At 69.5% G+C, this 24634-nt stretch carries 22 protein-coding genes and 2 pseudogenes; 11 read left to right on the top strand and 13 right to left on the bottom strand.

The genetic code is table 11. The features are described 5' to 3' along the window. Positions 1 to 41: 41 nt before the first annotated feature. Genes FIV43_RS04155 through gcvT form a run of 3 tightly spaced genes read right to left on the bottom strand, consistent with a single transcriptional unit; the run spans position 42 to position 2258 of the window. A complete protein-coding gene (locus tag FIV43_RS04155; protein WP_141013113.1) occupies positions 42 to 875 on the bottom strand; it encodes a PhzF family phenazine biosynthesis protein in 834 nt (277 codons plus the stop codon). Positions 876 to 891: 16 nt separating this feature from the next. Continuing rightward, positions 892 to 1164, bottom strand: coding sequence for a hypothetical protein (locus tag FIV43_RS04150; protein WP_141013112.1), 273 nt, complete (start codon positions 1162 to 1164; stop codon positions 892 to 894). Then, positions 1161 to 2258, bottom strand: coding sequence for a glycine cleavage system aminomethyltransferase GcvT (gene gcvT / locus FIV43_RS04145; protein WP_141013111.1), 1098 nt, complete (start codon positions 2256 to 2258; stop codon positions 1161 to 1163). The genes FIV43_RS04150 and gcvT overlap by 4 nt, the downstream gene beginning before the upstream one ends. Here gcvT and FIV43_RS04140 point away from each other — a divergent pair. Beyond that, positions 2145 to 3859: pseudogene (locus tag FIV43_RS04140) on the top strand (leucyl aminopeptidase). The gene gcvT and the pseudogene FIV43_RS04140 overlap by 114 nt on opposite strands. On the opposite strand, the gene FIV43_RS04135 reads toward FIV43_RS04140, so the two are convergent. Further along, positions 3837 to 4208 (bottom strand): hypothetical protein, encoded by a 372-nt coding sequence (locus FIV43_RS04135; protein WP_141013110.1) that lies wholly within the window; start codon positions 4206 to 4208, stop codon positions 3837 to 3839. The pseudogene FIV43_RS04140 and the gene FIV43_RS04135 overlap by 23 nt on opposite strands. Positions 4209 to 4326: 118 nt before the next feature. Between FIV43_RS04135 and lpdA the strand changes: the two genes are divergently transcribed. From lpdA to FIV43_RS04120, 3 genes and pseudogenes are all read left to right on the top strand, one after another. Beyond that, positions 4327 to 5712, top strand: coding sequence for a dihydrolipoyl dehydrogenase (gene lpdA / locus FIV43_RS04130; protein ID WP_141013109.1), 1386 nt, complete (start codon positions 4327 to 4329; stop codon positions 5710 to 5712). An 89-nt stretch (positions 5713 to 5801) separates the two neighbouring features. Continuing rightward, positions 5802 to 7609, top strand: a pseudogene (gene sucB, locus FIV43_RS04125) (2-oxoglutarate dehydrogenase, E2 component, dihydrolipoamide succinyltransferase). Positions 7610 to 7647: 38 nt separating this feature from the next. Continuing rightward, positions 7648 to 8580 (top strand): TIGR01777 family oxidoreductase, encoded by a 933-nt coding sequence (locus FIV43_RS04120; RefSeq protein WP_141013108.1) that lies wholly within the window; start codon positions 7648 to 7650, stop codon positions 8578 to 8580. Here FIV43_RS04120 and FIV43_RS04115 read toward each other — a convergent pair. After that, the gene (locus tag FIV43_RS04115) at positions 8493 to 9131 is read right to left on the bottom strand and encodes a hypothetical protein (protein WP_141013107.1); all 639 of its coding nucleotides are present in this window, start codon (positions 9129 to 9131) and stop codon (positions 8493 to 8495) included. The genes FIV43_RS04120 and FIV43_RS04115 overlap by 88 nt on opposite strands. A gap of 85 nt (positions 9132 to 9216) precedes the next feature. On the opposite strand from FIV43_RS04115, the gene lipB reads away from it, so the two are divergent. The 5 genes from lipB (at position 9217) to FIV43_RS04090 (ending at position 13754) form a co-directional block, all read left to right on the top strand. Further along, positions 9217 to 9933, top strand: coding sequence for a lipoyl(octanoyl) transferase LipB (gene lipB / locus FIV43_RS04110; RefSeq protein ID WP_231123683.1), 717 nt, complete (start codon positions 9217 to 9219; stop codon positions 9931 to 9933). 126 nt (positions 9934 to 10059) lie between these two features. Continuing rightward, positions 10060 to 10974: an ABC transporter ATP-binding protein gene (locus tag FIV43_RS04105; RefSeq protein WP_196780973.1), complete on the top strand. Its 915-nt coding sequence runs from the start codon at positions 10060 to 10062 to the stop codon at positions 10972 to 10974. Beyond that, the gene (locus FIV43_RS04100; protein ID WP_141013104.1) at positions 10971 to 11957 is read left to right on the top strand and encodes an ABC transporter permease subunit; all 987 of its coding nucleotides are present in this window, start codon (positions 10971 to 10973) and stop codon (positions 11955 to 11957) included. The genes FIV43_RS04105 and FIV43_RS04100 overlap by 4 nt, the downstream gene beginning before the upstream one ends. A 67-nt stretch (positions 11958 to 12024) precedes the next feature. After that, positions 12025 to 12966 (top strand): lipoyl synthase, encoded by a 942-nt coding sequence (gene lipA, locus FIV43_RS04095; protein ID WP_141013103.1) that lies wholly within the window; start codon positions 12025 to 12027, stop codon positions 12964 to 12966. A gap of 107 nt (positions 12967 to 13073) precedes the next feature. Further along, positions 13074 to 13754, top strand: a complete 681-nt coding sequence (locus FIV43_RS04090; protein ID WP_231123682.1) for a DUF4191 domain-containing protein — start codon at positions 13074 to 13076, stop codon at positions 13752 to 13754. A gap of 27 nt (positions 13755 to 13781) precedes the next feature. Here the strand turns inward: FIV43_RS04090 and FIV43_RS04085 are convergent, their stop codons facing one another. Then, on the bottom strand, positions 13782 to 15101 hold the full coding sequence (locus FIV43_RS04085; RefSeq protein ID WP_141013101.1) for an HNH endonuclease signature motif containing protein: 1320 nt from the start codon (positions 15099 to 15101) through the stop codon (positions 13782 to 13784). A gap of 50 nt (positions 15102 to 15151) precedes the next feature. Then, on the bottom strand, positions 15152 to 15565 hold the full coding sequence (locus tag FIV43_RS04080; protein ID WP_141013100.1) for an RDD family protein: 414 nt from the start codon (positions 15563 to 15565) through the stop codon (positions 15152 to 15154). A 246-nt stretch (positions 15566 to 15811) separates the two neighbouring features. Between FIV43_RS04080 and glnA the strand changes: the two genes are divergently transcribed. Together glnA and FIV43_RS04070 are read left to right on the top strand one after the other, a co-directional pair. Further along, on the top strand, positions 15812 to 17233 hold the full coding sequence (glnA, locus tag FIV43_RS04075) for a type I glutamate--ammonia ligase (protein WP_141013099.1): 1422 nt from the start codon (positions 15812 to 15814) through the stop codon (positions 17231 to 17233). A 169-nt stretch (positions 17234 to 17402) separates the two neighbouring features. Continuing rightward, entirely contained in the window at positions 17403 to 18407 is a 1005-nt protein-coding gene (locus tag FIV43_RS04070) for a DUF4192 domain-containing protein (RefSeq protein ID WP_141013098.1), read from the top strand. A gap of 143 nt (positions 18408 to 18550) precedes the next feature. Here FIV43_RS04070 and FIV43_RS04065 read toward each other — a convergent pair whose 3' ends face one another. From FIV43_RS04065 to brxL, 6 genes are all read right to left on the bottom strand, one after another. Then, entirely contained in the window at positions 18551 to 19321 is a 771-nt protein-coding gene (locus FIV43_RS04065; protein WP_231123681.1) for a nuclease-related domain-containing protein, read from the bottom strand. 187 nt (positions 19322 to 19508) lie between these two features. Continuing rightward, a complete protein-coding gene (locus FIV43_RS04060; RefSeq protein ID WP_141013096.1) occupies positions 19509 to 19868 on the bottom strand; it encodes a hypothetical protein in 360 nt (119 codons plus the stop codon). Between the two features lie 59 nt (positions 19869 to 19927). Beyond that, positions 19928 to 20437 carry a hypothetical protein gene (locus FIV43_RS04055; RefSeq protein ID WP_141013095.1) on the bottom strand — a complete coding sequence of 170 codons (510 nt, stop codon included), beginning with the start codon at positions 20435 to 20437 and terminating at the stop codon, positions 19928 to 19930. A 228-nt stretch (positions 20438 to 20665) separates the two neighbouring features. Further along, a complete protein-coding gene (locus FIV43_RS04050) occupies positions 20666 to 21025 on the bottom strand; it encodes a hypothetical protein (protein WP_141013094.1) in 360 nt (119 codons plus the stop codon). 177 nt (positions 21026 to 21202) lie between these two features. Beyond that, complete coding sequence (locus tag FIV43_RS04045) at positions 21203 to 22483, bottom strand: Shedu immune nuclease family protein (protein ID WP_141013093.1); 1281 nt, start codon at positions 22481 to 22483, stop codon at positions 21203 to 21205. Beyond that, positions 22483 to 24630, bottom strand: a complete 2148-nt coding sequence (gene brxL, locus FIV43_RS04040) for a BREX system Lon protease-like protein BrxL (RefSeq protein WP_141013092.1) — start codon at positions 24628 to 24630, stop codon at positions 22483 to 22485. The genes FIV43_RS04045 and brxL overlap by 1 nt, the downstream gene beginning before the upstream one ends. Positions 24631 to 24634 lie beyond the last annotated feature (4 nt).

Genomic DNA, 24634 nt, shown 5'->3' with positions numbered 1-24634 from the left:
GACGTCAGCCTAGTCGCCGACCCGCGATCGAGACGTCCGGCTCACAGGTCGACCGTGCCGGCGATCGTGGAGCGGGTGGCACCACCGACCCAGATCACGCCGGCCTCGTCGGTCTCCACGTGCACCCGCCCGCGACGGCCCAGCACCGTCCCCTGCGCGGCGACGTACGACGCCGGCAACACGTCGCCGGCCAGCCACTGTGCGAGCGAGGCGTTGAGCGACCCGGTCACCGGGTCCTCGGCGACGCCCAGCGCCGGCTCGCAGAAGGCTCGGACCTCGACCGCGCACTCGGCCCCGGCGGGATGGGGGCCGACGACGCCGACCTTGACCGGCACCGCGGAGTGGTCCGGACGCAGCGCCAGCACGCGCGCGGCCGACTCCAGGCGGAGACCGACCCAGCCGGGGCCGTTGTCGACCCACGCCGCGTCGAGGACCTCCTCCGCCCCGAGCCCGAGCGCGGCGACCAGCTCGCCCAGCAGCGCCGGCTCGACCGGGCCGGAGCGCACCAGCGCGGGTGCGGCGAAGGCCAGCCGGCCGTCCGTGCGACGCAGCTGCACCAGGCCTGCGCCACACTGCTGCACGGGGGCCTCGCCCTGCGTCGTACCGCCGGCGGCGAGCCAGGCGTGCGCGGAGCCGAGGGTCGGATGCCCGGCGAACGGCAGCTCGCCGCCGGGCGTGAAGATCCGCAGCCGGTAGTCGGCGGCCGGGTCGGTCGGTGTCAGCAGGAAGGTGGTCTCGGACAGGTTCGTCCAGCGGGCGAACGCCGCCATCTGCTCGTCGGTCAGACCATCGGCGCCGTGCACCACGGCGACCGGGTTGCCGCGCAGCGGCTCGGTGGAGAAGACGTCCACCTGGGAGAAGGCGTGGCTGACCACGGCGTCGGCGAACCCGTCAGGCCGAGAGCGACATCGGACCGTAGACCTCGCGGTCGCCCTCGAGCAGGGTCACCGCGGCGACCCCTCCCTCGGCGAGCTCGGCCCAGGTCTCCCCGACCCAGGACTCCGCGTCCGCCTGGGTGGGGAACCGCTGGCCCCCGTGCGTCGCGGCCAGCTCGGCGGGGAGGGCGACCTCGTTCCCCTCGGCGTCCTCCAGGCGCCAGGTCCAGGGGCGCTCCTCGGAACCGGCGGCGGGGCGGAAGGTGGGCGGCTGGTCGGGCAGGTTCATGAGTCCCTCACGGAGGTGTCGACGAACGGGGGCTTGGTGATCGCGAAGACCTCGCGGCGGCCGCGCACATCGACCGCGACCTCGGCCTCGTCCGGCACGGTGGTGGCCACCAGCGCCAGCGCGATCCCCTTCTTCAGGGTGGGCGAGAAGGTGCCGGAGGTGATCTCGCCGAGCAGCACGTCGGGGGTCAGGCTGACCGCCATGTGCGGGCGCGGGATCGCGCGTCCCGTGGCGAGAAGTCCGACCAGCTTGCGACGCGCGCCGCGCTCCTTCTCGGCCACCACCACGTCGCGTCCCCAGAAAGCCGGCTTCTTCCAGCCGACCGCCCAGCCCAGCCGGGCCTCGTTCGGGGTCACCGCGACGCCGATGTCCTGACCGTGCAACGGGTAGCCCATCTCGGTCCGCAGCGTGTCCCGGGCGCCGAGCCCGCACGGGGTCAGTCCGAGTTCCGCACCGGCCTCCATCACCGCGTCCCAGACCGCGCCGGCGACCGCGCGCGGGGCAATCAGCTCGTAGCCGCGCTCGCCGGTGTAGCCGGTGCGGCACACGATCACCCGACTGCCGTCCACGTCGGCGTCGACGAAGGTCAGGTAGTCGTGTCCGACCGGCAGTCCGGCACCGCTGAGCACCGCGTCGCTGCCCGGGCCCTGGACGGCGATCACGGCGTGCTCGGCGTGCTCGTCGACCACGTCCACACCGTCCGGGGCGGCGGCCACCAGGCGCGCGTACACCTCGGCGTTGTTGGCCGCGTTCGGCATCAGCAGCACGTCGTCGTCGCTGCGGTAGTAGCTGAAGATGTCGTCGACGATCCCGCCGGTCTCCTCGTCCAGGCACAGCGTGTACTGCGCCCTCCCGGGCCCGATCCGGTCGAGGTCGTTGCTCAGCGTGGCGTTGACGAAGTCGCGAGCGCCGGGCCCGCGCACCACGATCTTGCCGAGGTGGGAGACGTCGAAGATCCCGACCCCGGTCCGCACCGCGGTGTGCTCGGCCACCACGCCCGCGTACTCCAGTGGCATCGTCCAGCCACCGAACTCGGCGAACTTGGCGCCCAGCGCTTCGTGTCGGTCGTGCAACGGGGAGCGGCGCAGGTCCATGCCACGAATCTATGCCATCGGCGGCCGGGACCCGGGTGGCCCCGTTGGCTCGCCGGTGGTGGATATCCTGCGGCGGTGACCTCGTTCGCCCTGCGCACCGCCAGTCCTGCCAAGACCCGTGCCGAGGCCGTCGTGGTCGGGGTCGTCCCCGGCCCGTCGCTGGCTCCCGGCGCCGAGGACGTCGCGGACGCCTACGGCCGCAAGCTGCGCGGCCTGCTCGCCACGTTGGAGGTGACCGGGAAGCCCGGCGAGATCGCGAAGGTCCCGACCAACGGCGTGCTCGGCTCCCCGCTGCTGGTCCTGGTCGGCCTCGGCGCCGACCCCACCCCGACGCGGTACGACGTGCGGCCGGCGCCGCCGCCCGCGCGGTCACCAACGCGGCGTCGGTCGCGCTCGCCCTGCCCGCGGACACCCCGGAGCTGGCAGCCGCGGTGCTCGAGGGCTATCACCTCGGCGGCTACACGTTCACCTCGTTCCGCTCCGCTCCTGCCGACAGCGCTGCCCCGGCCGAGCTGGTGCTCCTCTCCCCTGCCGCGCGACGCAAGGAGATCGTCGCCGCCGTCGAGGAGGCCCAGGTGCTCGCCGACGCGGTGGTGGCGGTGCGTGACTGGGTGAACACCCCGCCCGCCCACCTCACCCCGCCCACCTTCGCCGACGAGATCTCCGCGGCCGCCAAGGCCGTCAACAAGGAGCTGGCCAAGGGCGCGGCCAAGGTCGAGGTCACGGTGCTGGACGAGGAGCGGCTCTCCGCGCTCGGCTGCGGCGGCACCCTCGCCGTGGGAGGCGGGTCCGCCGCTGCTCCGCGGATCGTCGAGCTGCGCTACCAGCCGGCCGACGCCCGCGCCCACGTGGCGCTGGTCGGCAAGGGGATCACCTACGACTCCGGCGGCCTCAGCATCAAGCCGCCGAGCAGCATGACCACCATGAAGGAGGACATGGCGGGAGCGGCCGGGGTCGTCCAGGCCGTGCTGACCGCTGCGCGCCTCGGCCTGCCGGTCCGGGTCTCGGCGTTCGTCGGTCTCGCCGAGAACATGGTCAGCGGGACGTCGTACCGCCCCGGCGACGTGGTCACCATCTACGGCGGGACGACCGTGGAGATCGCGAACACCGACGCCGAGGGGCGCCTGGTGCTCGCCGACTGCCTGGTGCGGGCCACCGAGGTCGAGCCGGACGTGGTCCTCGACATGGCGACGCTGACCGGGCACATGGTGCTCGCCCTCGGCGAGAAGCTGGCCGGCGTGCTCGGCGACGACGAGATCGTGGCCGAGGTGCTGGCCGCGGCCGAGGCCGGGGGCGAGGAAGCCTGGCCGATGCCGATCCCGGAGTACATGGACTCCCGGATCCACTCCAGCACGATCGCGGACCTCTCGCAGCACGACTGGATCCGCTGGGGCGGCGGCCTCTTCGCGGCCGCGTTCCTCCGCGAGTTCACCGGTGGCCTGCCCTGGGCGCACCTCGACATCGCCGGCCCCACCTTCAACAAGGGCGGTCCGGCCGGCCACCTGACCTCCGGCGCGACCGGTTACGGGGTGATGACGCTGGTGGAGTTCCTGCGAGCCCGCGCCGAGGCCGCGGAGGCTACGGCCCCTGCTGCTTCCTGATCGCGCGCTGCCGGGAGTTGTAGTCGCGCATGCGCTGCGGCACCCCGACGACGGCCGCGTCGTAGGAGGGGATCTGGTGCCGGTTGCAGAACTGGTGGGCCCACTGCGCGCTGGGCACCCGGCGCCGGGTCCACTCGCCGTCGTGCGCCACCAGCAGCAGCGTCACCTCGCTGACAGCGGTGCGCGGCTCCACGAAACCCTCCACCCCACGGCGGGCGTCGAGCCACGTGCGCAGGTGCTCCTCGTCCGCGCGCTCGGCGCCACGCACCCGGGTCGAACCGGTCCGCGCCGCATCACGAACCGGACCACTCATCCGCGGCCGACGCCGGAACCGGTCGAACAATCCCATGGCCCAAGTGTGCCCGAGACCCACACATCCCGTGGGCAGGACCACCGACTCGGCTACCGATGAGTCACTTCGGCACGCCGGACGGGTCGTTGCCTGCGGTGCGGGCGAGGGTGCAAGGATGGGTCACGTGGTCGACGTTCTGATCCTCGGTGCGGGGTCCGGCGGCTATGCCTGCGCGCTCCGCGCCGCACAGCTCGGACTCTCCGTCCAACTCGTCGAGGCGAGCAAGGTCGGTGGCACCTGCCTGCACGTCGGGTGCATCCCGACCAAGGCGCTGCTGCACGCCGCCGAGATCGCCGACAGCGCGCGCGAGTCGGAGCAGTTCGGGGTGCGCGCCACCCTGGAGGGCATCGACGCCGCGGAGGTCGTGGACTACGCCGACTCGGTGGTCGCGCGGCTCTACAAGGGGCTGAGCGGGCTGATCAAGAGCCGCGGCATCGAGGTGGTCCAGGGACGCGGTCGCCTCACCGGTCCGCGCGAGGTCACCGTCGAGACCACTGACGGCGAGCGCGTGCTGAGCGCCGAGCACGTCGTGCTGGCCACCGGCTCCGAGCCCCGGCTGATCCCGAGTGTGCCCGTGGACGGTGAGCGGATCCTGACCTCGGAGCATGCCCTGCGCCTGGACCGGGTCCCCTCCTCGGCGATCGTCCTGGGCGGCGGCGTGATCGGTTGCGAGTTCGCCAGCGTCTGGCGCAGCTTCGGCGCAGAGGTCACCGTGGTCGAGGCGCTGCCGCGGCTGGTGGCCGGGGAGGACGAGGACTCCTCGAAGGCGCTCTCCCGGGCGTTCCGCAAGCGTGGCATCACGGCCCGCACCGGCTCGCCCGTCACCGGCGCGGTCGCCGACGAGAGCGGCGTGACGGTCACCCTCGAGGGCGGTGAGGAGCTGCGCGCCGACATCCTGCTGGTCGCCGTCGGCCGCGGACCGCGCACCGCCGGCCTGGGCTACGACGAGCAGGGCGTCGCGATGGAGCGCGGGTTCGTCACCGTCGACCCGCGGCTGCGCACCAGCGTCGAGAACGTCTGGGCGGTCGGCGACATCACCCCCGGGCTCCAGCTCGCGCACCGCGGGTTCGCCCACGGCATCTTCGTCGCCGAGGAGATCGCCGGGCTCGTCCCGGCGGTGATCGACGACCTCGGCGTCCCCCGGATCACCTACACCCGACCCGAGGTGGCCTCCGTCGGCCTGACCGAGGCCGCCGCCCGCGAGCTGCACGGCGACGCGGTGCAGACGCTCACCTACGACCTGGCCGGCAACGGACGCAGCCAGATCCTGAAGACCCAGGGCTTCGTCAAGCTGGTCCGGGCCGCCGACGGACCGGTCATCGGGCTGCACCTGGTCGGCGATCGGGTCGGCGAGCTCATCGGCGAGGCCCAGCTGATCTACGGCTGGGACGCCCACCCGGAGGACGTCGCTCCCCTGGTGCACGCCCACCCGACCCAGAACGAGGCTCTCGGCGAGGCGCATCTCGCGCTTGCCGGGAAGCCGCTCCACAATCACGGTTGACCGACCCCCGGTCGACCTGCACCACCCAGCACCACCATCTGTACGGCAAACATCCGTCCACGAAGTAGAGAAGCGAAGTCGAGGAATCCATGGCCACCGAAGTCCCTCTCCCGGCGCTCGGGGAGTCCGTCACCGAAGGCACCGTCACCCGCTGGCTCAAGCAGGTCGGCGACGAGGTCGCCGTCGACGAGCCGCTCCTCGAGGTCTCCACCGACAAGGTCGACACCGAGATCCCCTCGCCGGTGGCCGGCACCCTGCTCGAGATCAAGGCGTCCGAGGACGACACCGTCGAGGTCGGCGCCGTGCTCGCGGTGATCGGCGACTCCTCCGACGCCCCGTCCGGCGACGACGAGCCCGCCGAGGAGCCCCCGCGCAGGAGGCAGCCGACGAGGAGGCTCCCGAGGAGGAGGCGGCTCAGGAAGAGCCGGCCCAGGAGGAGCCCGCCGCCGAGCCGGCCCAGGAGTCGAGCCAGGAGTCGAGCCAGCAGTCAGGCGGCGGCGAGGGCACCTCCGTGACGCTTCCCGCACTGGGCGAGTCCGTCACCGAGGGCACCGTCACCCGCTGGCTCAAGCAGGTCGGCGACGAGGTCGCCGTCGACGAGCCCCTCCTCGAGGTCTCCACCGACAAGGTCGACACCGAGATCCCCTCGCCGGTGGCCGGCACCCTGCTCGAGATCAAGGCATCCGAGGACGAGACCGTCGAGGTCGGCGCCGAGCTCGCCGTGATCGGCAGCGGTCAGCCCGCCAAGTCCGAGACACCGGCCGAGCCGGAGAAGCCCGCCGAGCCGGAGAAGCCCGCCGAGCCGGAGAAGCCCGCCGAGCCCGAGAAGCCCGCCGAGCCCGAGAAGCCCGCCCAGCCGGAGAAGCCCGCCCAGCCGGAGAAGCCCGCCCAGCCGGAGAAGCCCGCCCAGCCGGAGAAGCCCGCCCAGCCGGAGAAGCCTGCCGAGAGCAAGCCTGCGTCGGGCGACGGTCCCGGTTACGTGACGCCGCTGGTGCGCAAGCTCGCGGCTCAGCACGGTGTCGACCTGGCGGCGGTGACCGGCACCGGCGTGGGCGGCCGGATCCGCAAGCAGGACGTCCTGGACGCCGCTGCCGCCCAGAAGGAGACGGCGGCCCCCGCCGCCGCGGCTCCGGCCGCGCCTGCGGCCGCGACGGCCGCTCCTGCGGTCTCCAGCACGCCGTCGCCGCTGCGCGGCCAGACCGTGAAGGTCAACCGGCTGCGCAAGATCATCGCCGAGCGGATGGTGGAGTCGCTGCAGACCTCGGCACAGCTCACCCAGGTCGTCGAGATCGACGTCACCAACGTGGCTCGGCTCCGCGCGGCCAAGAAGGACGAGTTCCTGGCGCGCGAGGGCGTCAAGCTCTCCTACCTGCCGTTCTTCGCCAAGGCCGCGATCGACGCGTTGAAGGCCCACCCGAGCCTGAACGCCACGATCGACACCGACAAGGGTGAGATCACCTACTACGACGTCGAGCACCTCGCGATCGCGGTCGACACCGAGAAGGGCCTGATCACCCCGGTGATCAAGCACGCCGGAGACCTCTCCATCTCGGGCCTGGCCAAGAAGATCGCCGACACCGCACAGCGCACCCGGACCAACAAGATCGGTCCGGACGAGCTGTCCGGCGGCACCTTCACGATCACCAACCTCGGCAGCGTCGGTGCGCTGTGGGACACCCCGATCATCAACCAGCCGCAGGTCGCGATCCTCGGTCCCGGCTCGGTGGTCAAGCGCCCCGTCGTGATCGACGACGCCGACCTCGGCGAGACCATCGCGGTGCGCCACATGGTCTACTTCGCGCTCACCTACGACCACCGCCTGGTCGACGGCGCGGACGCCGGACGCTTCCTCCAGGAGGTCAAGAAGCGCCTGGAGTCGGGCCAGTTCGAGGTCTGACCTGGAACGAGGAGCCGGCCGGTGGCAGCGTGGAGGGCATGACCCCCCTCCACGTCGTCCTGGCCGGCTCCTCCGGTTTTCTCGGTACCCACCTGCGTCACGAACTCGAGCGCCGCGGCCACCGGGTGACCGCGCTGGTCCGGCGCGAGCCCCGCAGCGACACCGAGTCCTCCTGGGACCCGGCGAACGGAGCCATCGACGCCGCCGTGATCGGCGACGCCGATGTGGTCGTCAACCTCGCCGGCTCCCCCACCCTGGGCAACCCGCACTCTGGTCGGTGGGCCCGCGAGCTCGAGGAGAGCCGGGTCTCCACGACCACGCTGCTGGCCGAGACCGTCGCGGCCGTGGCGACCCCACCGACCTTCCTCGCCGGCAACGGGATCAGCTGGTACGGCGACCACGGCGACGCCGACCTCACCGAGGACGCCGACACCCGGGGCCACGCGCTGCTCACCCGCGTGACCCGCGCCTGGGAGGCCGCGGCACGGCCGGCCGTCGCTGCCGGTGCTCGCGTCTGCGTGTTGCGCACCGCGCCCGTGATGGACCGTCGCAGCGCACCGCTGTCGCAGCTCAGGCTCCTCTTCCGTGCCGGACTGGGCGGCCGGTTGGGATCGGGCGAGCAGTACATGCCGATGATCAGCCTGCGCGACTGGGTCGGCGCGGTGGCGTTCCTCGCCGAGCACCCGATCGCCGCCGGCCGGTTCAACCTCTCCACCGAGCACGCCCCCACCAACCGTGAGTTCACCCGAGAGCTCGCTGCACAGCTGCACCGTCCGGCGATCGCGAGCGTGCCGTCGGTGGTGCTGAAGGCCGCGGCCGGACCGATGGCGCCGGAACTGCTCGGCTCGGTCCGCGCGGTGCCTGCCGCGCTGATGGAGGCCGGCTACCGGTTCGCCGACCCGGACGTCGAGTCGGTACTCGCCTCCGGGCTGGCCGGGCTCGACGCCGACTCCGTGCCCCTCTCGTCGTAGACCTCACGCAGACGCCACCGCCCGTCTCGCCGCTCGAAGCCCAGTCGCCGGCTGCTGCTCCGGTCCCGCGGCAGTGCGCGCCGTCCACCCCTGCCGACGGCGACCGCGCCGACGAGACGGTCGGTGACCACGAGCACGATCCGGCGCTCCGTGCGCTGCCAGAGCTCCACGGAGAGCACCTGCATCTCCATGCCCTGCACGGTCAGGCCGCGTCGGCGCCAGGCGCGCAGCATCGCCAGGTCCCGGGCGCCGGCGCGGGAGCCGGGGGCGTAGAGCGCTCGCAGCGCGGCGGTGGAGCCGCGGGCCCAGGCGCGGGACCGGGCGGCGTCCCAGTTGCGCAGCACCGCGAGCGACGCGACGGCGTCGCGGATCGCCAACCCGTCCACGGCCCGCGGAGCGATGCGGGCGTGCGGACCGCTCTGCGGGGGCGGTGGGGCACCGCCGCGGTCTCCCCCGCTGACCGCCACCACCAGGGACGCGGTGGCGAGCACGACCAGCAGGGTGACCGACACGGTCAGCAGCGCCGCGCGCCGCGGCCCCGAGAACTCCATGGCCCAGTCCTACGGCGTGCGGCCTCCGGGCGCATCCGCTCATCCACAGGTCGGCGCGCGTCCGCCGCCGAGTAGGGTCGATCGCGTGACGTCGCTGCAGTTCACCCAGCTCGGTTCGGTCGACTACCTCGCCGCGTGGGACCGGCAACGCGCGGTGCATGCCGAGGTCGATGCCGGCGGCCCCGGCCGGGTGCTGCTGCTCGAGCACCCCCCGGTCTTCACCGCCGGCAAGCGCACCGAACCGCACGAGAAGCCGCTGGACCCCGGCGGTGCCGATGTGATCGACGTGGACCGGGGCGGCAAGATCACCTTCCACGGCCCCGGGCAGCTGGTCGGCTACCCGATCGTGCGGCTGCCCGACCACGTCAAGGTGGTCGACTACGTCCGTCGCGTGGAGGAGGCGCTGATCGCCGTCTGCGCCGAGTTCGGGGTCGCCACCGCGCGGGTGCCGGGCCGCAGCGGCGTGTGGCTGCGCGCCGACGACCGAGGTCCCGAGCGCAAGATCGCAGCGTTGGGCATCCGGGTCCGTCGCGGCATCACCATGCACGGCTTCTCACTGAACTGCGACGTGGACCTGGACTGGTACGACCGGTTCGTGCCGTGCGGGATCTCCGACGCGGGGGTCACCTCGCTCAGCGCCGAGCTCGGCCGGGACGTCACCGTCGCCGACGCCATCGACCCGGTACGACGCCACTTCGGCGCGCTGCTCGCCTGGGCGCCGTACGAGCCGACCCCGGACTACGACCCGCGGCCCGACCCGGCGAAGCAGCCGCGGGTGCAGCTGATCCGTCCCGGCGTCTGATCCCGTCCGCGCCCGCGTGCGCGGGTGCGTCCGGCGTGTCCCGGACCCGGCGGGCGCCCCGCCGTGGTCAGATCGTCTGTCCTCATGGGGCGTGTGCCGCACGCCCGGACCGACGGAAGGCGCACGTTGAGCGAGCTGGTGATCGAGACGACCGGTCTCCGCAAGGAGTTCCACTCGCGCAAGGGCCGCCGGGTGGCCGTCCAGGGCCTCGACCTGGCGGTGCCGGCCGGTGGTGTCCATGGGTTCCTCGGACCGAACGGGTCGGGGAAGACGACGACCATCCGGATGCTGCTGGGACTGGCTCGGGCCAGCGGAGGCACGATGCGGCTCTTCGGCCAGGCGGTGCCCGAGCGGCTGCCCCAGGTGATCGACCGGGTCGGCGCCGTGGTGGAGTCGCCGAAGTTCTCGCCCAACCTGTCCGGACGCCGCAACCTGCAGCTCCTGGCCGGTGCGATCGGTGCCCCCGACGCCCAGGTCGACAGCGCGGTGGAGACGGTCGGCCTGACCGGGCGGGACCGGGACCGGTACAAGTCCTACTCGCTGGGGATGAAGCAGCGGCTCGCGATCGCCGCGACCCTGCTCAAGGCGCCCGACCTGCTCATTCTGGACGAGCCCACCAACGGCCTCGACCCGGCCGGGATCCGCGAGATCCGGGAGACCATCCGGGGCCTCGCCGCCGCCGGGGTCACCGTGCTGCTGAGCTCGCACATCCTCGCCGAGGTCCAGCAGGTGTGCACCTCGGCCACGATCATCGGCAACGGCCGGCTGCTCGCGTCCGGCACGGTCGAGGAGCTGCTGGCCTCCGCCGGCACCCATCGGGTGGTGGTCGCGGACCAGGCGGCGGCGAGAGCCGCGCTCGAGCGCGCCGGGCTAGCGGTGACGCCGGCCGAGGACGCCCTGCTGGTGGACACCGAGGACCCGACCACGATCAGCCGCACGCTGGGTGAGGCGGGAGTCTGGCTGGCCGAGCTCACACCGGTGCGTGCCGACCTGGAGTCCTTCTTCCTGCAGCTGACCCGCGGAGAGGAGCTCGGCGCATGAGCTCGTTCCTCCGGTTGCTGCGGGTCGAGCTGACCCGGCTCCGCTCCCGACGCGCCATCGTGGTCATCGTGGCGGCGATGCTGCTGGTGCCGCTGCTCATCGCGGGTGCCCAGGCGTGGAACACGAGGCCACCGAGCGAGTCGGAGCAGCAACGGGTCGCCCGCCTGATCGAGAAGGAGACGGACAGCCGGTGGGTGCAGCGCGACCTGCGCCAGTGCCTGAAGGACCCGACCAGCTGGGGCATCACCGAGGACGAGGACCCGCAGACCGCGTGCGAGCGCCAGGTGCTGCCCCGGGCCGAGTGGTACGGCACCCGGGCGACCCTCGACCTGGCCGAGGTGCGGGGTGAGGCCGGCTCCGCCGTGGCGGTGCTGCTGATGGCGCTGGCGCTGCTGGCCGGTGCCACGTTCATCGGGCACGACTGGTCCAGCGGGTCGGTGAGCAACCAGCTGCTCTTCTCGCCGCGCCGAGCCCCCGTCTGGGCGGCGAAGGCGACCGCCGTGGGCGCGGTCGCGGGGATCGTCGCGGCGATCGCCGGGTCGCTGTTCTGGCTGGCACTCGGCTGGGTCGCCTCGAGCCGGGACCTGGTCGTCGACGGGGTTCTGCTCGACGGCCTCCAGCAGGGTTGGCGGGGCGCCGGTCTCGCGGCAGCGGCGGCGGTGGCCGGCTACGCGCTGACCATGCTGCTGCGCAGCACCGTCGGCGCGCTCGGCGTACTGTTCGCGGTCGCGGTGGCCGGCGGAGTGACGATCGGTGTGCTCGGCATCGACGGTCGTTGGAACCCGGCGATCAACGTGGACGCGGTGCTCAGGAGCGGCACGACGTACTGGCAGGACCAGCCGTGCGGAGCCGATCAGGGTGGTGGGTTCTGCAGCGCCCAGGTCCCCCTCGACCTCAGCCACGGTCTGTGGTTCCTCGGGATCGGGCTGGTGGTGCTGGCTGCGGCGTCGATCTGGTCGTTCCAACGGCGCGACGTGCCGTGACCACGCCCCTACCGGTCGGTACGGCCTCGGCTGGGGTGGCGCACCGGCCACGAGTAGGGTGGAGCCCGTGAGTGCACCCGCTCCTGAAGGCCGCAAACTGCTCCGCCTCGAGGCCCGAAACGCGCAGACCCCGATCGAGCGCAAACCCGAGTGGATCAAGACCCGGGCGAAGATGGGTCCGCAGTACCAGGAGCTGCAGAACCTGGTGAAGTCCGAAGGGCTGCACACCGTCTGCCAAGAGGCCGGCTGCCCCAACATCTTCGAGTGCTGGGAGGACCGCGAGGCCACCTTCCTCATCGGTGGTGACCAGTGCACCCGACGCTGCGACTTCTGCCAGATCGACACCGGCAAGCCGCAGCCGCTGGACCGGGACGAGCCGCGTCGCGTGGCCGAGTCGGTGCAGCGGATGGACCTGCGCTACGCGACCATCACCGGCGTCGCCCGCGACGACCTCGTCGACGGTGGCGCCTGGCTGTACGCCGAGACCGTGAAGCAGATCCACGAGCTCAACCCGGACACCGGCGTGGAGAACCTGATCCCCGACTTCAACGGCGACCCCGGGCTGCTGCGCGAGGTCTTCGAGTCCCGGCCCGAGGTGCTGGCCCACAACGTGGAGACGGTCCCCCGGATCTTCAAGCGGATCCGGCCGGCGTTCCGCTACGAGCGGTCGCTGGACGTGCTGACCCAGGCCCGCGAGTTCGGTCTGGTCACCAAGTCCAACCTGATCCTCGGCATGGGCGAGACCCGCGAAGAGATCTCCCAGGCCATCCGGGACCTGTACGACGCCGGCTGCGAGCTGCTGACCATCACCCAGTACCTGCGTCCCAGCGTCCGTCACCACCCCGTCGAGCGGTGGGTCAAGCCGCAGGAGTTCGTCGAGCTCCGCGACGAGGCGATGGAGCTGGGTTACGCGGGTGTGATGTCCGGACCGCTGGTCCGTTCGTCGTACCGCGCCGGTCGGCTGTACCGTCAGGCGATGGATGCGCGCGCCGCCCGGGCGAGCGCCTGATCGTCCTACGTTCTCATCCGCGTCGCCACGACCGGATCCGCTGACCAAGGAAGCACCGCCCCACCGCAATGGCCGAGAAGCAGAACACCCCCATGGATCCGTCGACCATGAGTCGTCGTCGACAGATCATCGAGACGTTCAAGATGTCCAAGCAGGTCGACCCTGCGTTGGGCTGGTGGATGCTGGGGGCGTTCGTCGTCTTCGGCGCGATCGGGTTCGGGATCTTCTGGTTGCTGCCCGGCTCGGGCGTCCTCAAGCTGATCATGTCGATCATCGGCGCGCTGCTGATCGGCCTGCTCGGCACCATGATCGTGTTCAGCCGCCGTGCCCAGAAGGCGGCCTATGCCCGGCTGGACGGTCAGGTCGGCGGCGGCGCACGCGCGCTGACCATGCTGCGCCGCGGCTGGACGGTCGAGGAGGTCATCGCCTTCAACAAGCAGCAGGACATGGTGCACCGCGTGGTCGGTCCTCCGGGGATCGTGCTGGTCGGTGAGGGCAACGCCAGCCGGCTGAAGCCGTTGATGGCCGGCGAGCGGAAGAAGCACGAGCGGGTCGCCGCCGACTACCCGGTGCACGAGGTCGTCGTGGGCGACGGCGAGGGTCAGGTGCCGCTGCCCAAGCTGGTGCGTCACGTGCAGAAGCTGGGCCGCCAGGTGAAGCCCGCGGAGATGACCGAGCTGCTCAGCCGCCTGCGGGCGCTCGACGCCCAGCGGCCGAAGATCCCGCTGCCGAAGGGTCCGGTGCCGACCAGCATGAAGGGCATGCGCAACAACATGCGCGGTCGCTGACACGACCTGAACCGCTCAGCGTCTTCCTCAGCACCGTCGGCGACGGTGCAGGACCCACTCGGTCTCGGAGTGGCGGGCCAGGTCGAACCGTTCGTCATGGGCGGCGCGGTGATGGGCCCAGCACAACGGCAGCGCGTTGGCCAGGTCGGTCGCGCCGCCCGCGGACCAGGCGTGGGGGTGGTGGACCTCGGTCCACGCGAACGGCCGGTCACACGAGGCGATCGCGCACGAGTCGTGCACCAGGCCCAACGCCTGGCGCTGCTTCTCGCTGTGCAACCGCCGGGTCCGGCCGAGATCCAGCGGCACACCCGCGCCGCCCAGGACCGCGGGCACGATCCCGGCCCCGCAGGCCAACCGGCGCGCCTCCTCAGCAGGGAGGTCCGCACCCGTCGTGCTCGTCCCGACACCGGCCGCGCCAAGTTCCTCACGCAGGCTGGGCAGGTCGATGGTCGCCATCAGCGTGAACACCGACCGCGGCAGCCTGTCGGTGGGTAGGTGCTCGATCAGCTCGCAGAACGCCAGCCCGAGCTTGTCGCACCAGCCCAACCCCGAGGTCTCGGTCCCTGCCGAGGCGTCCGCGACCGGCCTGCCCGCCCGATCGTGGCCCACCCGCCGCGGCGCCGAGAGCGTCTCCAGCACCGTGCGCAGCACCTGACCGTGCAGCTCGGGCAGACAGAACCGGCCCGCATAGGTGCCGTCGCCGTTGTCGTGCAAGCTCATCCAGGTGTCGGTCACCCCACGAGCATGGTTGCGCCGCACGCTGCGCCGCAGATGCACCCTCGCGACATCAGCATCGAGCCGGTCGTAGGCCCGCCGCACCGCTCGGCGCAGCCCCGTCGGGGGCATCGGCGTCCCGGACCTCGTCGCCGCACCGGTCGCCTTGGCGAGCATCACCTGCTCCGCCTGGGCCAACAACGCCTCGGGTACCTCGTCAGCGGAGACCTCGAGACCGTCCACGATGACGCGCGCCTGCTCGACCCGGATCTCACCGGCCCCCAACGCCGCGGCGGTCGCGGCATAGCGCTCGCGCAGCAACCGCGCCAACCGAAGCCCGCCGCGCAACATCTCGCGACGTTCCCCGGTCAACCGTGACAGCCACGCGTCGGCACCCGTCTCGCCCGCGGCGGCAGCCACCCTCCGCTCCTCGGCCTCGGCAGCCAATCGCAGCTCGAACGCCTGCAACCGCGACCGCAGTTGGGCCGCGGCAGCGACCGCGTCCGCCAGCGCCTGCTCGTCAACCTGCTCGACCGCCGCGCCCACCACGCGGTCCAACGCCTCCCCCGCAGCCTCCAGACCGGCACGCACGCGAGACTCCGCGCTGGGCATCGCGAGCACGGCGGTGGACATACCCCGAGTCCATCAAGGCCCTCCGACACAAACCCGCCGAGCCCAACCCGTCAACGGGCAGCGACGAGGCTCCGGAACGTCTCGTTGGTCACGGTCACGGTGTCGGCGACCATGTCGTGCAGTCCGCGGCCGTTCGGCCGGAACACCAGCGGCGGGATGACCAGTGCCACCATCACCTGCCGGAGCAGCAGCTTCAGCGGGTTCAGCGGACGGACCCGGCCGTCGGTGGGCACCACCCGCAGGCCGGTGACAAGCTTCCCGAACGACCCGCCCACCAGCCAGGTCAGCAACGCCGACTCCAGCACGTAGACCACCAGCGTATACGCCGAGGCGACGGAGCCGGGTTCGGCGTACTCCTCCAGACCGACGAAGGCCACCACCGCCAGGGTCGAGACCGTCCAGTCGACGACCAGGGCGAGGATCCGGCGTCCCCAGGAGGCGGTGGGCAGTTCGGTGTCAGGCACGCGAACAGGTTAGGCGGCGCTGTCGCCGTACCGTCCCGGAGGGCCGCCGACAGCAGCCGAGGCCTGCTGGATCCGATATCTCGTCACCTTGTTACATTGGCGAAACAATTCAGTCATGGGTGGGAAACTGCTCGTTCGGTAGGTTCGGGCCAGCGGTACGGCGCAGTGGAGCGTCACTCCCCGCCGCGAACGATCACCTGGTCTGACTGGTGGCTGGCACCCGAGTAGCCAGCCAAGGAGGAACGAATGTTCAACAACAGCGAAGAACTGCTCAAGTTCATCGCCGATGAGGGTGTCGAGATGGTCGACGTCCGTTTCTGCGACCTGCCCGGCGTCATGCAGCACTTCACCGTCCCGGTGTCGTCCTTCGACCAGTCGGTCTTCGAGGACGGCCTCGGTTTCGACGGCTCCTCGATCCGTGGTTTCCAGGCGATCAACGAGTCGGACATGTCGCTCTTCCCCGACCCGACCACGGCGTACATCGACCCGTTCCGCAAGTCGAAGACGCTGAACGTCAACTTCTTCATCCACGACCCGATCACCGGTGAGCCCTACTCCCGCGACCCGCGCAACATCGCGAAGAAGGCGCTGGCGTACCTGGCGAGCACCGGCATCGCGGACACCGCGTTCTTCGCGCCCGAGGCCGAGTTCTACATCTTCGACAACGTCCGTTACTCGACCGACGTGAACGAGGGCTTCTACCACATCGACTCCGTCGAGGGCTGGTGGAACTCGGGCAAGGCCGACGAGGAGAACAAGGGTTACAAGACCCGGCTCAAGGGTGGTTACTTCCCCGTCGAGCCCTACGACCACTACAGCGACCTGCGCGCCGACATGGTCAAGAACCTCGAGGCCTGCGGCCTGCAGGTCGAGCGCGCGCACCACGAGGTCGGCACCGCCGGCCAGGCCGAGATCAACTACAAGTTCGACACGCTGCTGCGCGCCGCGGACGACGTGATGAAGTTCAAGTACCTCATCAAGAACACCGCGTGGGAGCAGGGCAAGTCGGTCACCTTCATGCCGAAGCCCATCTTCGGTGACAACGGCTCGGGCATGCACGTGCACCAGTCGCTGTGGAAGGACGGCTCGCCGCTCTTCTACGACGAGACCGGCTACGGCGGCCTCTCCGACATGGCCCGCTGGTACATCGGCGGCATCCTCAAGCACGCCCCGGCCGTGCTGGCGTTCACCAACCCGACGGTGAACTCCTACCACCGCCTGGTCCCCGGCTACGAGGCCCCGATCTCGCTGGTCTACTCCTCGCGCAACCGCTCCGCCTCGGTGCGCATCCCGATCACCGGCACCAACCCCAAGGCCAAGCGGGTCGAGACCCGGTTCCCCGACCCGTCGGCGAACCCCTACCTCGCCTTCTCCGCCCTGATGCTCGCCGGCCTCGACGGTGTCCAGAACAAGATCGAGCCGGCAGCGCCGATCGACAAGGACATCTACGAGCTCCCGCCGGACGAGATGGCCGAGATCGACCAGGTGCCGACCAGCCTCGGCGCCGTGCTCGACGCCCTGGAGGACGACCACGAGTTCCTCACCGCGGGCAACGTGTTCACCCCCGACCTGATCGAGACCTGGATCTCGTACAAGCGGGAGAACGAGATCGCCCCGGTGCAGCTGCGGCCGCACCCGCACGAGTTCGAGCTCTACTACGACATCTGATTTGAGGGTTTTCGCCCTCTGCCAGTAGTGGCCGAAAACGGCCCCTGACCTGGGAAAACGTCTTTCGGCGTCTTCCAGCGTCAGGGGCCGTTTTTCGTTGTTCTGCGGCCCCAGTGCGGCCCCAGACTCGGGCCGCCCAGCACTGGTCGAGGTGTCACACCTAGCGGGTATGACACTCTCCGTCCGCTCCCCCGACGAACTGATCGCCGTCATCCCGCACCTACTCGGCTTCAAGCCACAGGAGTCACTCGTCTTCCTGCCGATGAGTCCCGAGCTACCCGCGGCTCGCGTCGACCTGCCGACGACTCCCGGTGATCGCGAGGGCGTTTGGAGTTCCCTCCGCGACGCCTACAGCCGCCACGCACAGCCCGGCTCCAGCCTCGCCATCGCCTGCCTCACCGCGGACCGGGAGACGGCCACCGACGTCGGTCACGAGTTCGCAGCACGGTTCGACGCCATCGGTATCGACACCCGTGTGACGCTGTGGGCCGACGAGACCCGATGGGCCGACCTCGACAGCGGTGACATGGGCCTCCAGACCGAGGCCGCCCGGGAGCGTGTGGCGGCTGCGACCGTCCTCTCCGGCCGAGCCCAGCCGGCCGCCAACCGGGACTCACTCGCGTCGTCCCTCGTCGGCGACCGCGAGCCGGTCGCGCGCCTCCTACCCGAGACTCGCCAGGAGGCGCGCGAAAGCACCGCCAAGCTGGAGGGGAGCTGGGCGTTCGGCCGAATGGCACGGTTCCACCGTGACGGCGTGCGACTCTCGGACACCGACACGGCCCGCCTGCTCGTCGCCGTCGAATCCATCCCGACCCGGGACCGGCTCTGGCTTGACATGAACCGAGGCAACGCCGCTTCCCACGTCTCGCTCTGGACCGACATGACCCAGCGGGCACCCGACGAAGTCCGAGCCGCTCCCGCGTCTCTGCTCGGCTTCGCGAGCTGGCTCAGCGGCCACGGCGCCCTGGCGTGGTGCGCTCTCGACCAGGTGCCCCAGGACAAGCCCTACGCCCTCGCCAACCTCGTCGCCGCCGCAGTCCAGACGGGCATGCACCCACGCGAGTGGGAGGCAGCGAACCGTCCCTCCGAGCGCGGCCTGGAGAGCGCGGCCGATTTCATCGCCCGCCGGTCTGCTGCCCAGGCCGGGCCAGCGCAACCCGCGCCCGGATTCTGAGGAGGGCGCCGTGAATGTCACCTACCGACGAGGCTACCCGGTCAGCCGCCCCGAACGACTACTCGCATGGCTCTTGCGACGAAGTCCCACGATGCCGCCCATCGGTGCCCGGATCGACTTCGTGTCCGCCGAGCCTGTCGAAGTCACGCAGGCTTGAAGTGCGCTGCGAGGGTCCCGCGTACGGACGGCACGTTAACCGCACCCGCTGCCTCGACGAGCAATTTGGCGAGCCGCTTGGGCCAAAGCACCTGCACGCCACGGGTTGCGAAGGCTCCACCGATCAGCGGCCAGTCAGCTTCAACGAAGCAGAGTGAGCCGATGACAGGGATGTCGCCGACAACCTCGCGCACCAGGTCGACTTGCTTGAGGACGCCGTCGACCAGCTTCGTGCAGTCGCGCCGACCGACCAGGACCTTCTCGACCTTCGGCCGAAGGATGCCGCCGTCGATCTTCAACTCCAGGCGACCCTTGTACCGCTTCGCGTCGATCACCCAGATGCCGGCGGTCGTGACTGCGATGTGGTCGATGTTGGCCTTCGATCCGGGGATGCGGCGGTCATGCAGCACTGCGATTGACTCCGACACCAGTGAGTCGAGTCGCGCGCCGAGGCGCTCCTCGCCGACTGCGCCCGTTGCCCACGCCTTCGTGCTCTGCTTCTCGTCGGAGAGCGCAACGGCGATGCCGCCGAGCTTCCCCCACTTCTGACGCAGTCGCTCCTCGTCCTTGGCCTTGCGCCGCTCGTACTCACGCCGGGCTGACGAACCTGCAGCACCGACATCCACACCGCAATCAGTGAGCTCAGGTGCTTCAGAGGAGATCCGCGCTGCTGGCGAAAGTCCCGAACCAGCCGGGGCAGTCGGCGAACACTCGGTGCACCGGACGGTCTTGGTCGACCGCTCGTAGACGGCTTCCACCTTCGCCGGGAGGTCCGTGCCGCAGACTCGGCAGACCCCTGCGTAGCGGAGTCTCATCCGCCTGTCTGTGGGCTCAGCCCAATCGCCCTCGGTCACACGTGCCCCGCGTCCCAATCAATCTCGCGTCGAGAGCGACGCATCGCAAGTCGTGTTGCGCACGGCTGGCAACGCTGCAATCCCATCGGGCCTAGACAGCTGCATCGGAACTCAAGAAGATCGCGATCAACTCGGCTGGCATGGACCGCTCGTAGTCGCCCCCTCCCGCGCCGAGGACGAGCAGGGCGTCGCCACGGATCGAACCGCCGAACATCCCGACCCCGGCCATCTGGAACAGCTGCGTCGCGCGCCAGTTGACCATCTCCTCGTCGAGCGTCGCATACCGCGAATTGACGTAGCAGACCAGGTCCAGGCCCTCGATCGAGAGGTAACCACCCTCGACGGGGCCACCTTGGACATAGGGGTAGTAGCTCATCGCATTTCGCTCGTTGACGACGACCTCCGCGACCGGTCGCTCATCGTGCGGGATGTGTAGTGCCTTGATACTCATGGTCTGGTCCTTCTTGTTTGCGGTGGTGAGTTCGTGGGGGTCAGGTGGGAGGCCAGCTACTAGATCAGGACCCGCTTTCCTCGATATGAGGGGTCGACGATCACTCGGTAGAGAGGGACCTCATGTCGTTGCACCGCTTGAATGGCGGTGACCAACGCTGCACGCGCCCCAGGAACCTTCCCAAGCGTGTCCCGCGCTTCAATAGAGGGCGCGGCGAGCCAGAGCCGGTGCGCCGATGCCCCCACCAAACGGAGCGCCCCGACGGCCTCACGCGCGGCCGGCGGGGTCGCTGGGATCCGATCTCGCAGCCTGCCCGCGAGGGCGGCGTAGGCCGGGAGCGACGGATCCCCGGGCGCGTAGATGTCGAGATCCGTGGTCTTGTCTCGACGAATGACTTTCGGCTTCGGATCGAAGTCCCATGCCACGTCCGTGATGACGCCGCCACTCACTCTCTCGGCTCGCGTTCGCAGGAAGTCGCCGAGGGAGCCCGCGAATGGATCGCCCGTGCCGAAGTCGTAGGGCGTGACGACGACGAGCGTCGATCCAGCGCGCCGAAGCACGACGTCCAAGGCAGAATCGTGGAGGTCACTCGCGGCAAGTGCAGCGGAACCGACCACCTCTCCCAGCCACAGGCGACGAAGGCGAACAGCGACAGCTGGGGCTTCGAGAGGACGTGGCACGGACTATTCCTATCGGTCAACGCCGACAGTTTCCGCGGATACCGCCCAAAATCGACCGACGGAGCTGCCTGATGAACTGTCGAATCCGGCTGCGCGAGGCATCCGGCAGGGGCCGACCTAGTCGGACCAGCCGGGATACTCCGGCTCGCAGGACATCAGTGCGGGGCCGAAGCCGTCGCCCTCGTCGCCGATGGGGTACGCATTCATGCACTCCATCAGGTTCCCGGTGCGCCTGGCCTCGCTCAGCGAGTGCACCTCGCACTCAAGGTAGACGTGCTCGGCATCTGAAGCACTGATCGCATCCGCCGGAAGGCTGCAGGTGTGACAGAAAACCGTCACGCCACCGTCGTAGTCGTCGCCCACCATCAGGTAGTGGTCGCAGGGTACGGCGATGCGGCGCTTCGCCTCCGAGTAGGAGAGGCCTTCTCGCTGCATCAGGTCACGGATCACGTTCTTGGCAGCGGCGTTCTTGGTCATGGCATTGCTTCCCGGATCGACCCCGCGTCTCGACCCTGGTGTATTGGGAAGAGCGATAGACCAGTGCGATCCGGTGGACCTTGTCCTCGGCGCCGGAGGCCACGCGGGGGCCGATCGGCTCGGAGACGGGCAAGCGCTGGGTTGCCACTGCCCACAAGCATACGGCATCCCCCAGCCCTACCACGGGTCGTTCGTCGACCCCCAAGGATCGTCCGAGGCCCGCTCTGCTTGGACCTGGTCGCTGTCGGCCGCAGCCGCCGCGGCATCCACATGCCACTCGGCCCGGGCGACGAGTTCGTCGAATGTGATGATCTCGGGTTCGTGGAGGTTCCGCCTGAAGATCTCGAAGCTCCGCACCTTGTCGGGGATCGGCCCACCGCTGTCGCCGGCCAGCTGGGCCAACGAACCGATGATCACGTAGGAGCGCGGCTGGAGGAGAAACGTCCCGGTACTGAGCAACTCGCCGTTGTCCGCCTGGTCCTGGATGTAGTCACCGAGCTCACGGCTCGCGAGGTGGACGGTCTGCTGGACTTGGACAACCGCGCCGCTGACCTCCTTCGACGGGCTCCAAGCGCCAGAGCGGTACTCCTCACCGAGGAGCGTTGTCTGGTGATGCTTGATCTCTGCGAACGCGAGCGATCGCACGATGCCTGCCGTTCGCAGCAACGCATCAGCACGCTTGCCAACACCCTTGATGCTCCTCCCGACGACCGTCTGTTCAAGCTGCCCTGCCTCCCACGAGGTGAAGAGCTGACCACCAAGGCCGATTCCGAGCACCCACGGGTTCTCTTCAAGCAGCTTCTGCCAAGCCTTCTCCGGGCCTCCTGCTGCGGCGCGTGCTGCAGCGAAGGCGTCGTCGTCCTCCAGCCAAAGTCGCATCGTTGCAGCGACCACGCGCCGATGTTGCAGCGCGACAACATCGCTCGCGTCGGCATCGCTCTCGATCAAAGCGCGGAAACGCTCGGGGTCGTTGGCGTACACGCTGGCGATCGCAGCGGGGTCGGCGAACACATCACGGAGGAGCTGGTCATCCACGACGACCGTGCTTTCGCCTTCAATCGGGATCGAGTCCAGCGCCCGCAGCATGTCGATGAGGCGCGTCGCCTGGTCGCGGTCGAGTTCAAGGACGGGCTCCAGCCTGGTCATGTCGCCCGAAGTCGGGACCTTCTGGATACGGAGCTTCCGCACAGCACCTGCTTCGCGGGCCACCTGCAACTCAAGTTGCTTGCGTCCTCCCGGAGTTGTGAACACCACGTCGTTCGTCCATTCCCACTCGTCGTCGTCCTCGGTCACTACCTCATCGAAGACCCGATGGACATACCTGGCCGGCTGCCCTTGATCGCGGCCGAACTGCATCGTGAAGCTGCGGCTGGCGTACGTCCGAGTCGTGTAACGACCTTCGGCATAGGTGACCTCTGTAGGTTCGGGCAGGTCACCAAATGGACCGAAGACACTCATCAGGCGCCCTGACTCTCCTTGATGTACGTGACACCGAAGGCGACGACCTGACGGAACTCCTGGCGCCGCGCGCCCATGTCGTACTGGCTCCCCGAGCCCTTCTGGAAAATGTCGAGCCCGCGCCCGAGCAGGATCTTCCATCCGTTGTCGGTGGTGATCGAGCGGTCGTGGATGGTCTCGTCCCACTCGACGTTGAACTTGATGCCGAACGAGGCCGCACCGTCCTGGATGTCCTTGAGCATGAGGAGATGCTGCTGCTGGAAGTCGCCTTTGTCTTCCTTTGTGACGAGCTTGACGGCGACCTCGTCGGCCGGATCCTTGACCGAGGCGACCAGCGCGAGCAGGTCGACCAGGTTGCGTCCTTGGTGAGGCAGACGGATGTAGGGGTCGACGATCCTGATGTCGGTAGCTCCGCGCAGGTACGGCAGCAGCAGGCTCTCATAGGAGACGCCACGCTGGTTCTCCTGGAAGTCCCGGTGCCCCTCGAACAACGGCTCGGACTTCGGCGCTGCGTCGACCGCCGATCCTGTCGACGCTGCCTCGACGGCGGAGCCGTCCTCCGTCGCCATGTCGCTACCGGTACTGCCGCTCCGGTGGTTGTAGTAGGCCGGGTACTCGTCCTCCTCAAGGGTCGTGACGGCGCGCCAGTCGCCGGCCTTGTCGGCGTACCCGAACTTGACCTCCACCATCGTGGAGTCAATTCGCAGGATCTGGTCCTTGACGCGCTTGCGGCCTTCGACGGCGAATCGGAGGATCTCCTCGATCTGATCCTTCGTCGCCTCGCCGTGGGGGTAGATGATCTTCATGAGGCCGGAGAAGGTCTTGTGGATGCCGTCACGGTCGCGGGTGGAGATGTCCGAGCCGAGTGTGAAGTGCTGCTGGTAGCGGTCGGAGTAGTCGGCGTCGCGCATCGACTTGAGGACTTCGGCGATGTAGTCGACAACGAACCCGTAGCCGTCGGAGAACATTTCGCTGCGGATCGTGTCGACTTCCCAGCCGGGGATGTAGAAGTGCAGACGATCGAGGTACGCCGAGTCGTGGTAGCTCTCCGGGAGTTCGTCGAACAGATCCGAGTGCTTGAGCATGTACGGCACGTTGTGCGACGTGTTGCCAACGAAGACCATCGACGCCTCTGCGCCCAAGGTTTCGACGCCGCGGCTGAAAGACTTGTTCGCCATGTAGTTCTTCATGATGTCGACAAGCGCCTTGTCGGTGCGCTTCTTCTTGCCGGCGAACTCGTCGAAGGCGACGACGTCCCAGTAGCCGACGAGTCCGATGCGGCCGTTGGAGTTGTTGACGAAGAGCTTGGGGACGGTGACCTCACCGCCGGAGATCAGCATGCCGTGGGGTGAGAACTCCGAGAAGATGTGCGACTTTCCGGTGCCCTTGGGGCCAAGCTCGACGAGGTTGTAGTTGCGCTCGACGAACGGGATGAGCCGCACGAGCTGGATGAGCTTGGCGCGGCGTCCGAACAGTTCCGGGTTGAAGCCGATGGACTGGATCAGCAGGTCGATCCACTCGTCAGTGCTGAACTCCCGGCGCGAGCTGACGTACCCATCGAAGTCAAAATTGGAGAGCTGGATCGGCTTGATCGAGCCGAGAATCCACGGAACGACGCGAGCGTTGTCGCTGTGCTGGTACTCGATGTCACAGATGCACCACACTCCACCGACAAGCAGCTTTGGGTGAGCCTTGATGGTCGCGGGCGACACGAGAACCTGCTTGATGCCGAGGTTGGCGAATTCCGCCTCGTACGTGTCGTCCTTCTCGTTGAGCTGGACCTGCACCTTGTCGATGACGCGGTAGCGGCCCTTCTCACGAATGTTCGACTTGATCAGCTCGGCCTGGTTTCGGTGGACGTAGTGGTCCGCGAGGATCTTGCGAACGCTCTCGATGCCGGACTGGATCGTCGCCTCGTCGTCTGAAGCGGCGTACTGGCCCAGGAGGTACTCCAGGACGAACGAGGGCACGATGGCGTTGCCTTTGACGGCCTTGACCAAGTCCTTGCGTACGACTGCGCCGCCGAAGACGTCGTTGATCTTCTGATCGAGGGCGGACTTCGCAGGCGGACCCGCATGAGCTGGCGCGTCATCGACGCCGTCGGGGAAATCGTCGACGGCCTCGGCGAGGTCGGTTTGTCCGGTCATCGCA

It is taken from the genome of Nocardioides sambongensis, from assembly GCF_006494815.1.
GTDB lineage: Bacteria > Actinomycetota > Actinomycetes > Propionibacteriales > Nocardioidaceae > Nocardioides > Nocardioides sambongensis.
The sequence above is the reverse complement of the archived record's forward strand: the minus strand, read 5'-3'. Positions and strand labels throughout refer to the sequence as shown.

What these genes read in the sequence shown, in the direction of transcription:
- FIV43_RS04120 (WP_141013108.1), top strand. Translation starts at nt 7,648, where the DNA reads ATGACCCCCCTCCACGTCGTCCTGGCCGGCTCCTCCGGTTTTCTCGGT.
- FIV43_RS04100 (WP_141013104.1), top strand. Translation starts at nt 10,971, where the DNA reads ATGAGCTCGTTCCTCCGGTTGCTGCGGGTCGAGCTGACCCGGCTCCGC.
- lpdA (WP_141013109.1), top strand. Translation starts at nt 4,327, where the DNA reads ATGGGTCACGTGGTCGACGTTCTGATCCTCGGTGCGGGGTCCGGCGGC.
- FIV43_RS04150 (WP_141013112.1), bottom strand. Translation starts at nt 1,164, where the DNA reads ATGAACCTGCCCGACCAGCCGCCCACCTTCCGCCCCGCCGCCGGTTCC.
- gcvT (WP_141013111.1), bottom strand. Translation starts at nt 2,258, where the DNA reads ATGGACCTGCGCCGCTCCCCGTTGCACGACCGACACGAAGCGCTGGGC.
- FIV43_RS04070 (WP_141013098.1), top strand. Translation starts at nt 17,403, where the DNA reads ATGACACTCTCCGTCCGCTCCCCCGACGAACTGATCGCCGTCATCCCG.
- glnA (WP_141013099.1), top strand. Translation starts at nt 15,812, where the DNA reads ATGTTCAACAACAGCGAAGAACTGCTCAAGTTCATCGCCGATGAGGGT.
- FIV43_RS04045 (WP_141013093.1), bottom strand. Translation starts at nt 22,483, where the DNA reads ATGAGTGTCTTCGGTCCATTTGGTGACCTGCCCGAACCTACAGAGGTC.
- FIV43_RS04050 (WP_141013094.1), bottom strand. Translation starts at nt 21,025, where the DNA reads ATGACCAAGAACGCCGCTGCCAAGAACGTGATCCGTGACCTGATGCAG.
- FIV43_RS04135 (WP_141013110.1), bottom strand. Translation starts at nt 4,208, where the DNA reads ATGGGATTGTTCGACCGGTTCCGGCGTCGGCCGCGGATGAGTGGTCCG.
- FIV43_RS04060 (WP_141013096.1), bottom strand. Translation starts at nt 19,868, where the DNA reads ATGAGTATCAAGGCACTACACATCCCGCACGATGAGCGACCGGTCGCG.
- brxL (WP_141013092.1), bottom strand. Translation starts at nt 24,630, where the DNA reads ATGACCGGACAAACCGACCTCGCCGAGGCCGTCGACGATTTCCCCGAC.
- FIV43_RS04115 (WP_141013107.1), bottom strand. Translation starts at nt 9,131, where the DNA reads ATGGAGTTCTCGGGGCCGCGGCGCGCGGCGCTGCTGACCGTGTCGGTC.
- FIV43_RS04090 (WP_231123682.1), top strand. Translation starts at nt 13,074, where the DNA reads ATGAGTCGTCGTCGACAGATCATCGAGACGTTCAAGATGTCCAAGCAG.
- FIV43_RS04085 (WP_141013101.1), bottom strand. Translation starts at nt 15,101, where the DNA reads ATGTCCACCGCCGTGCTCGCGATGCCCAGCGCGGAGTCTCGCGTGCGT.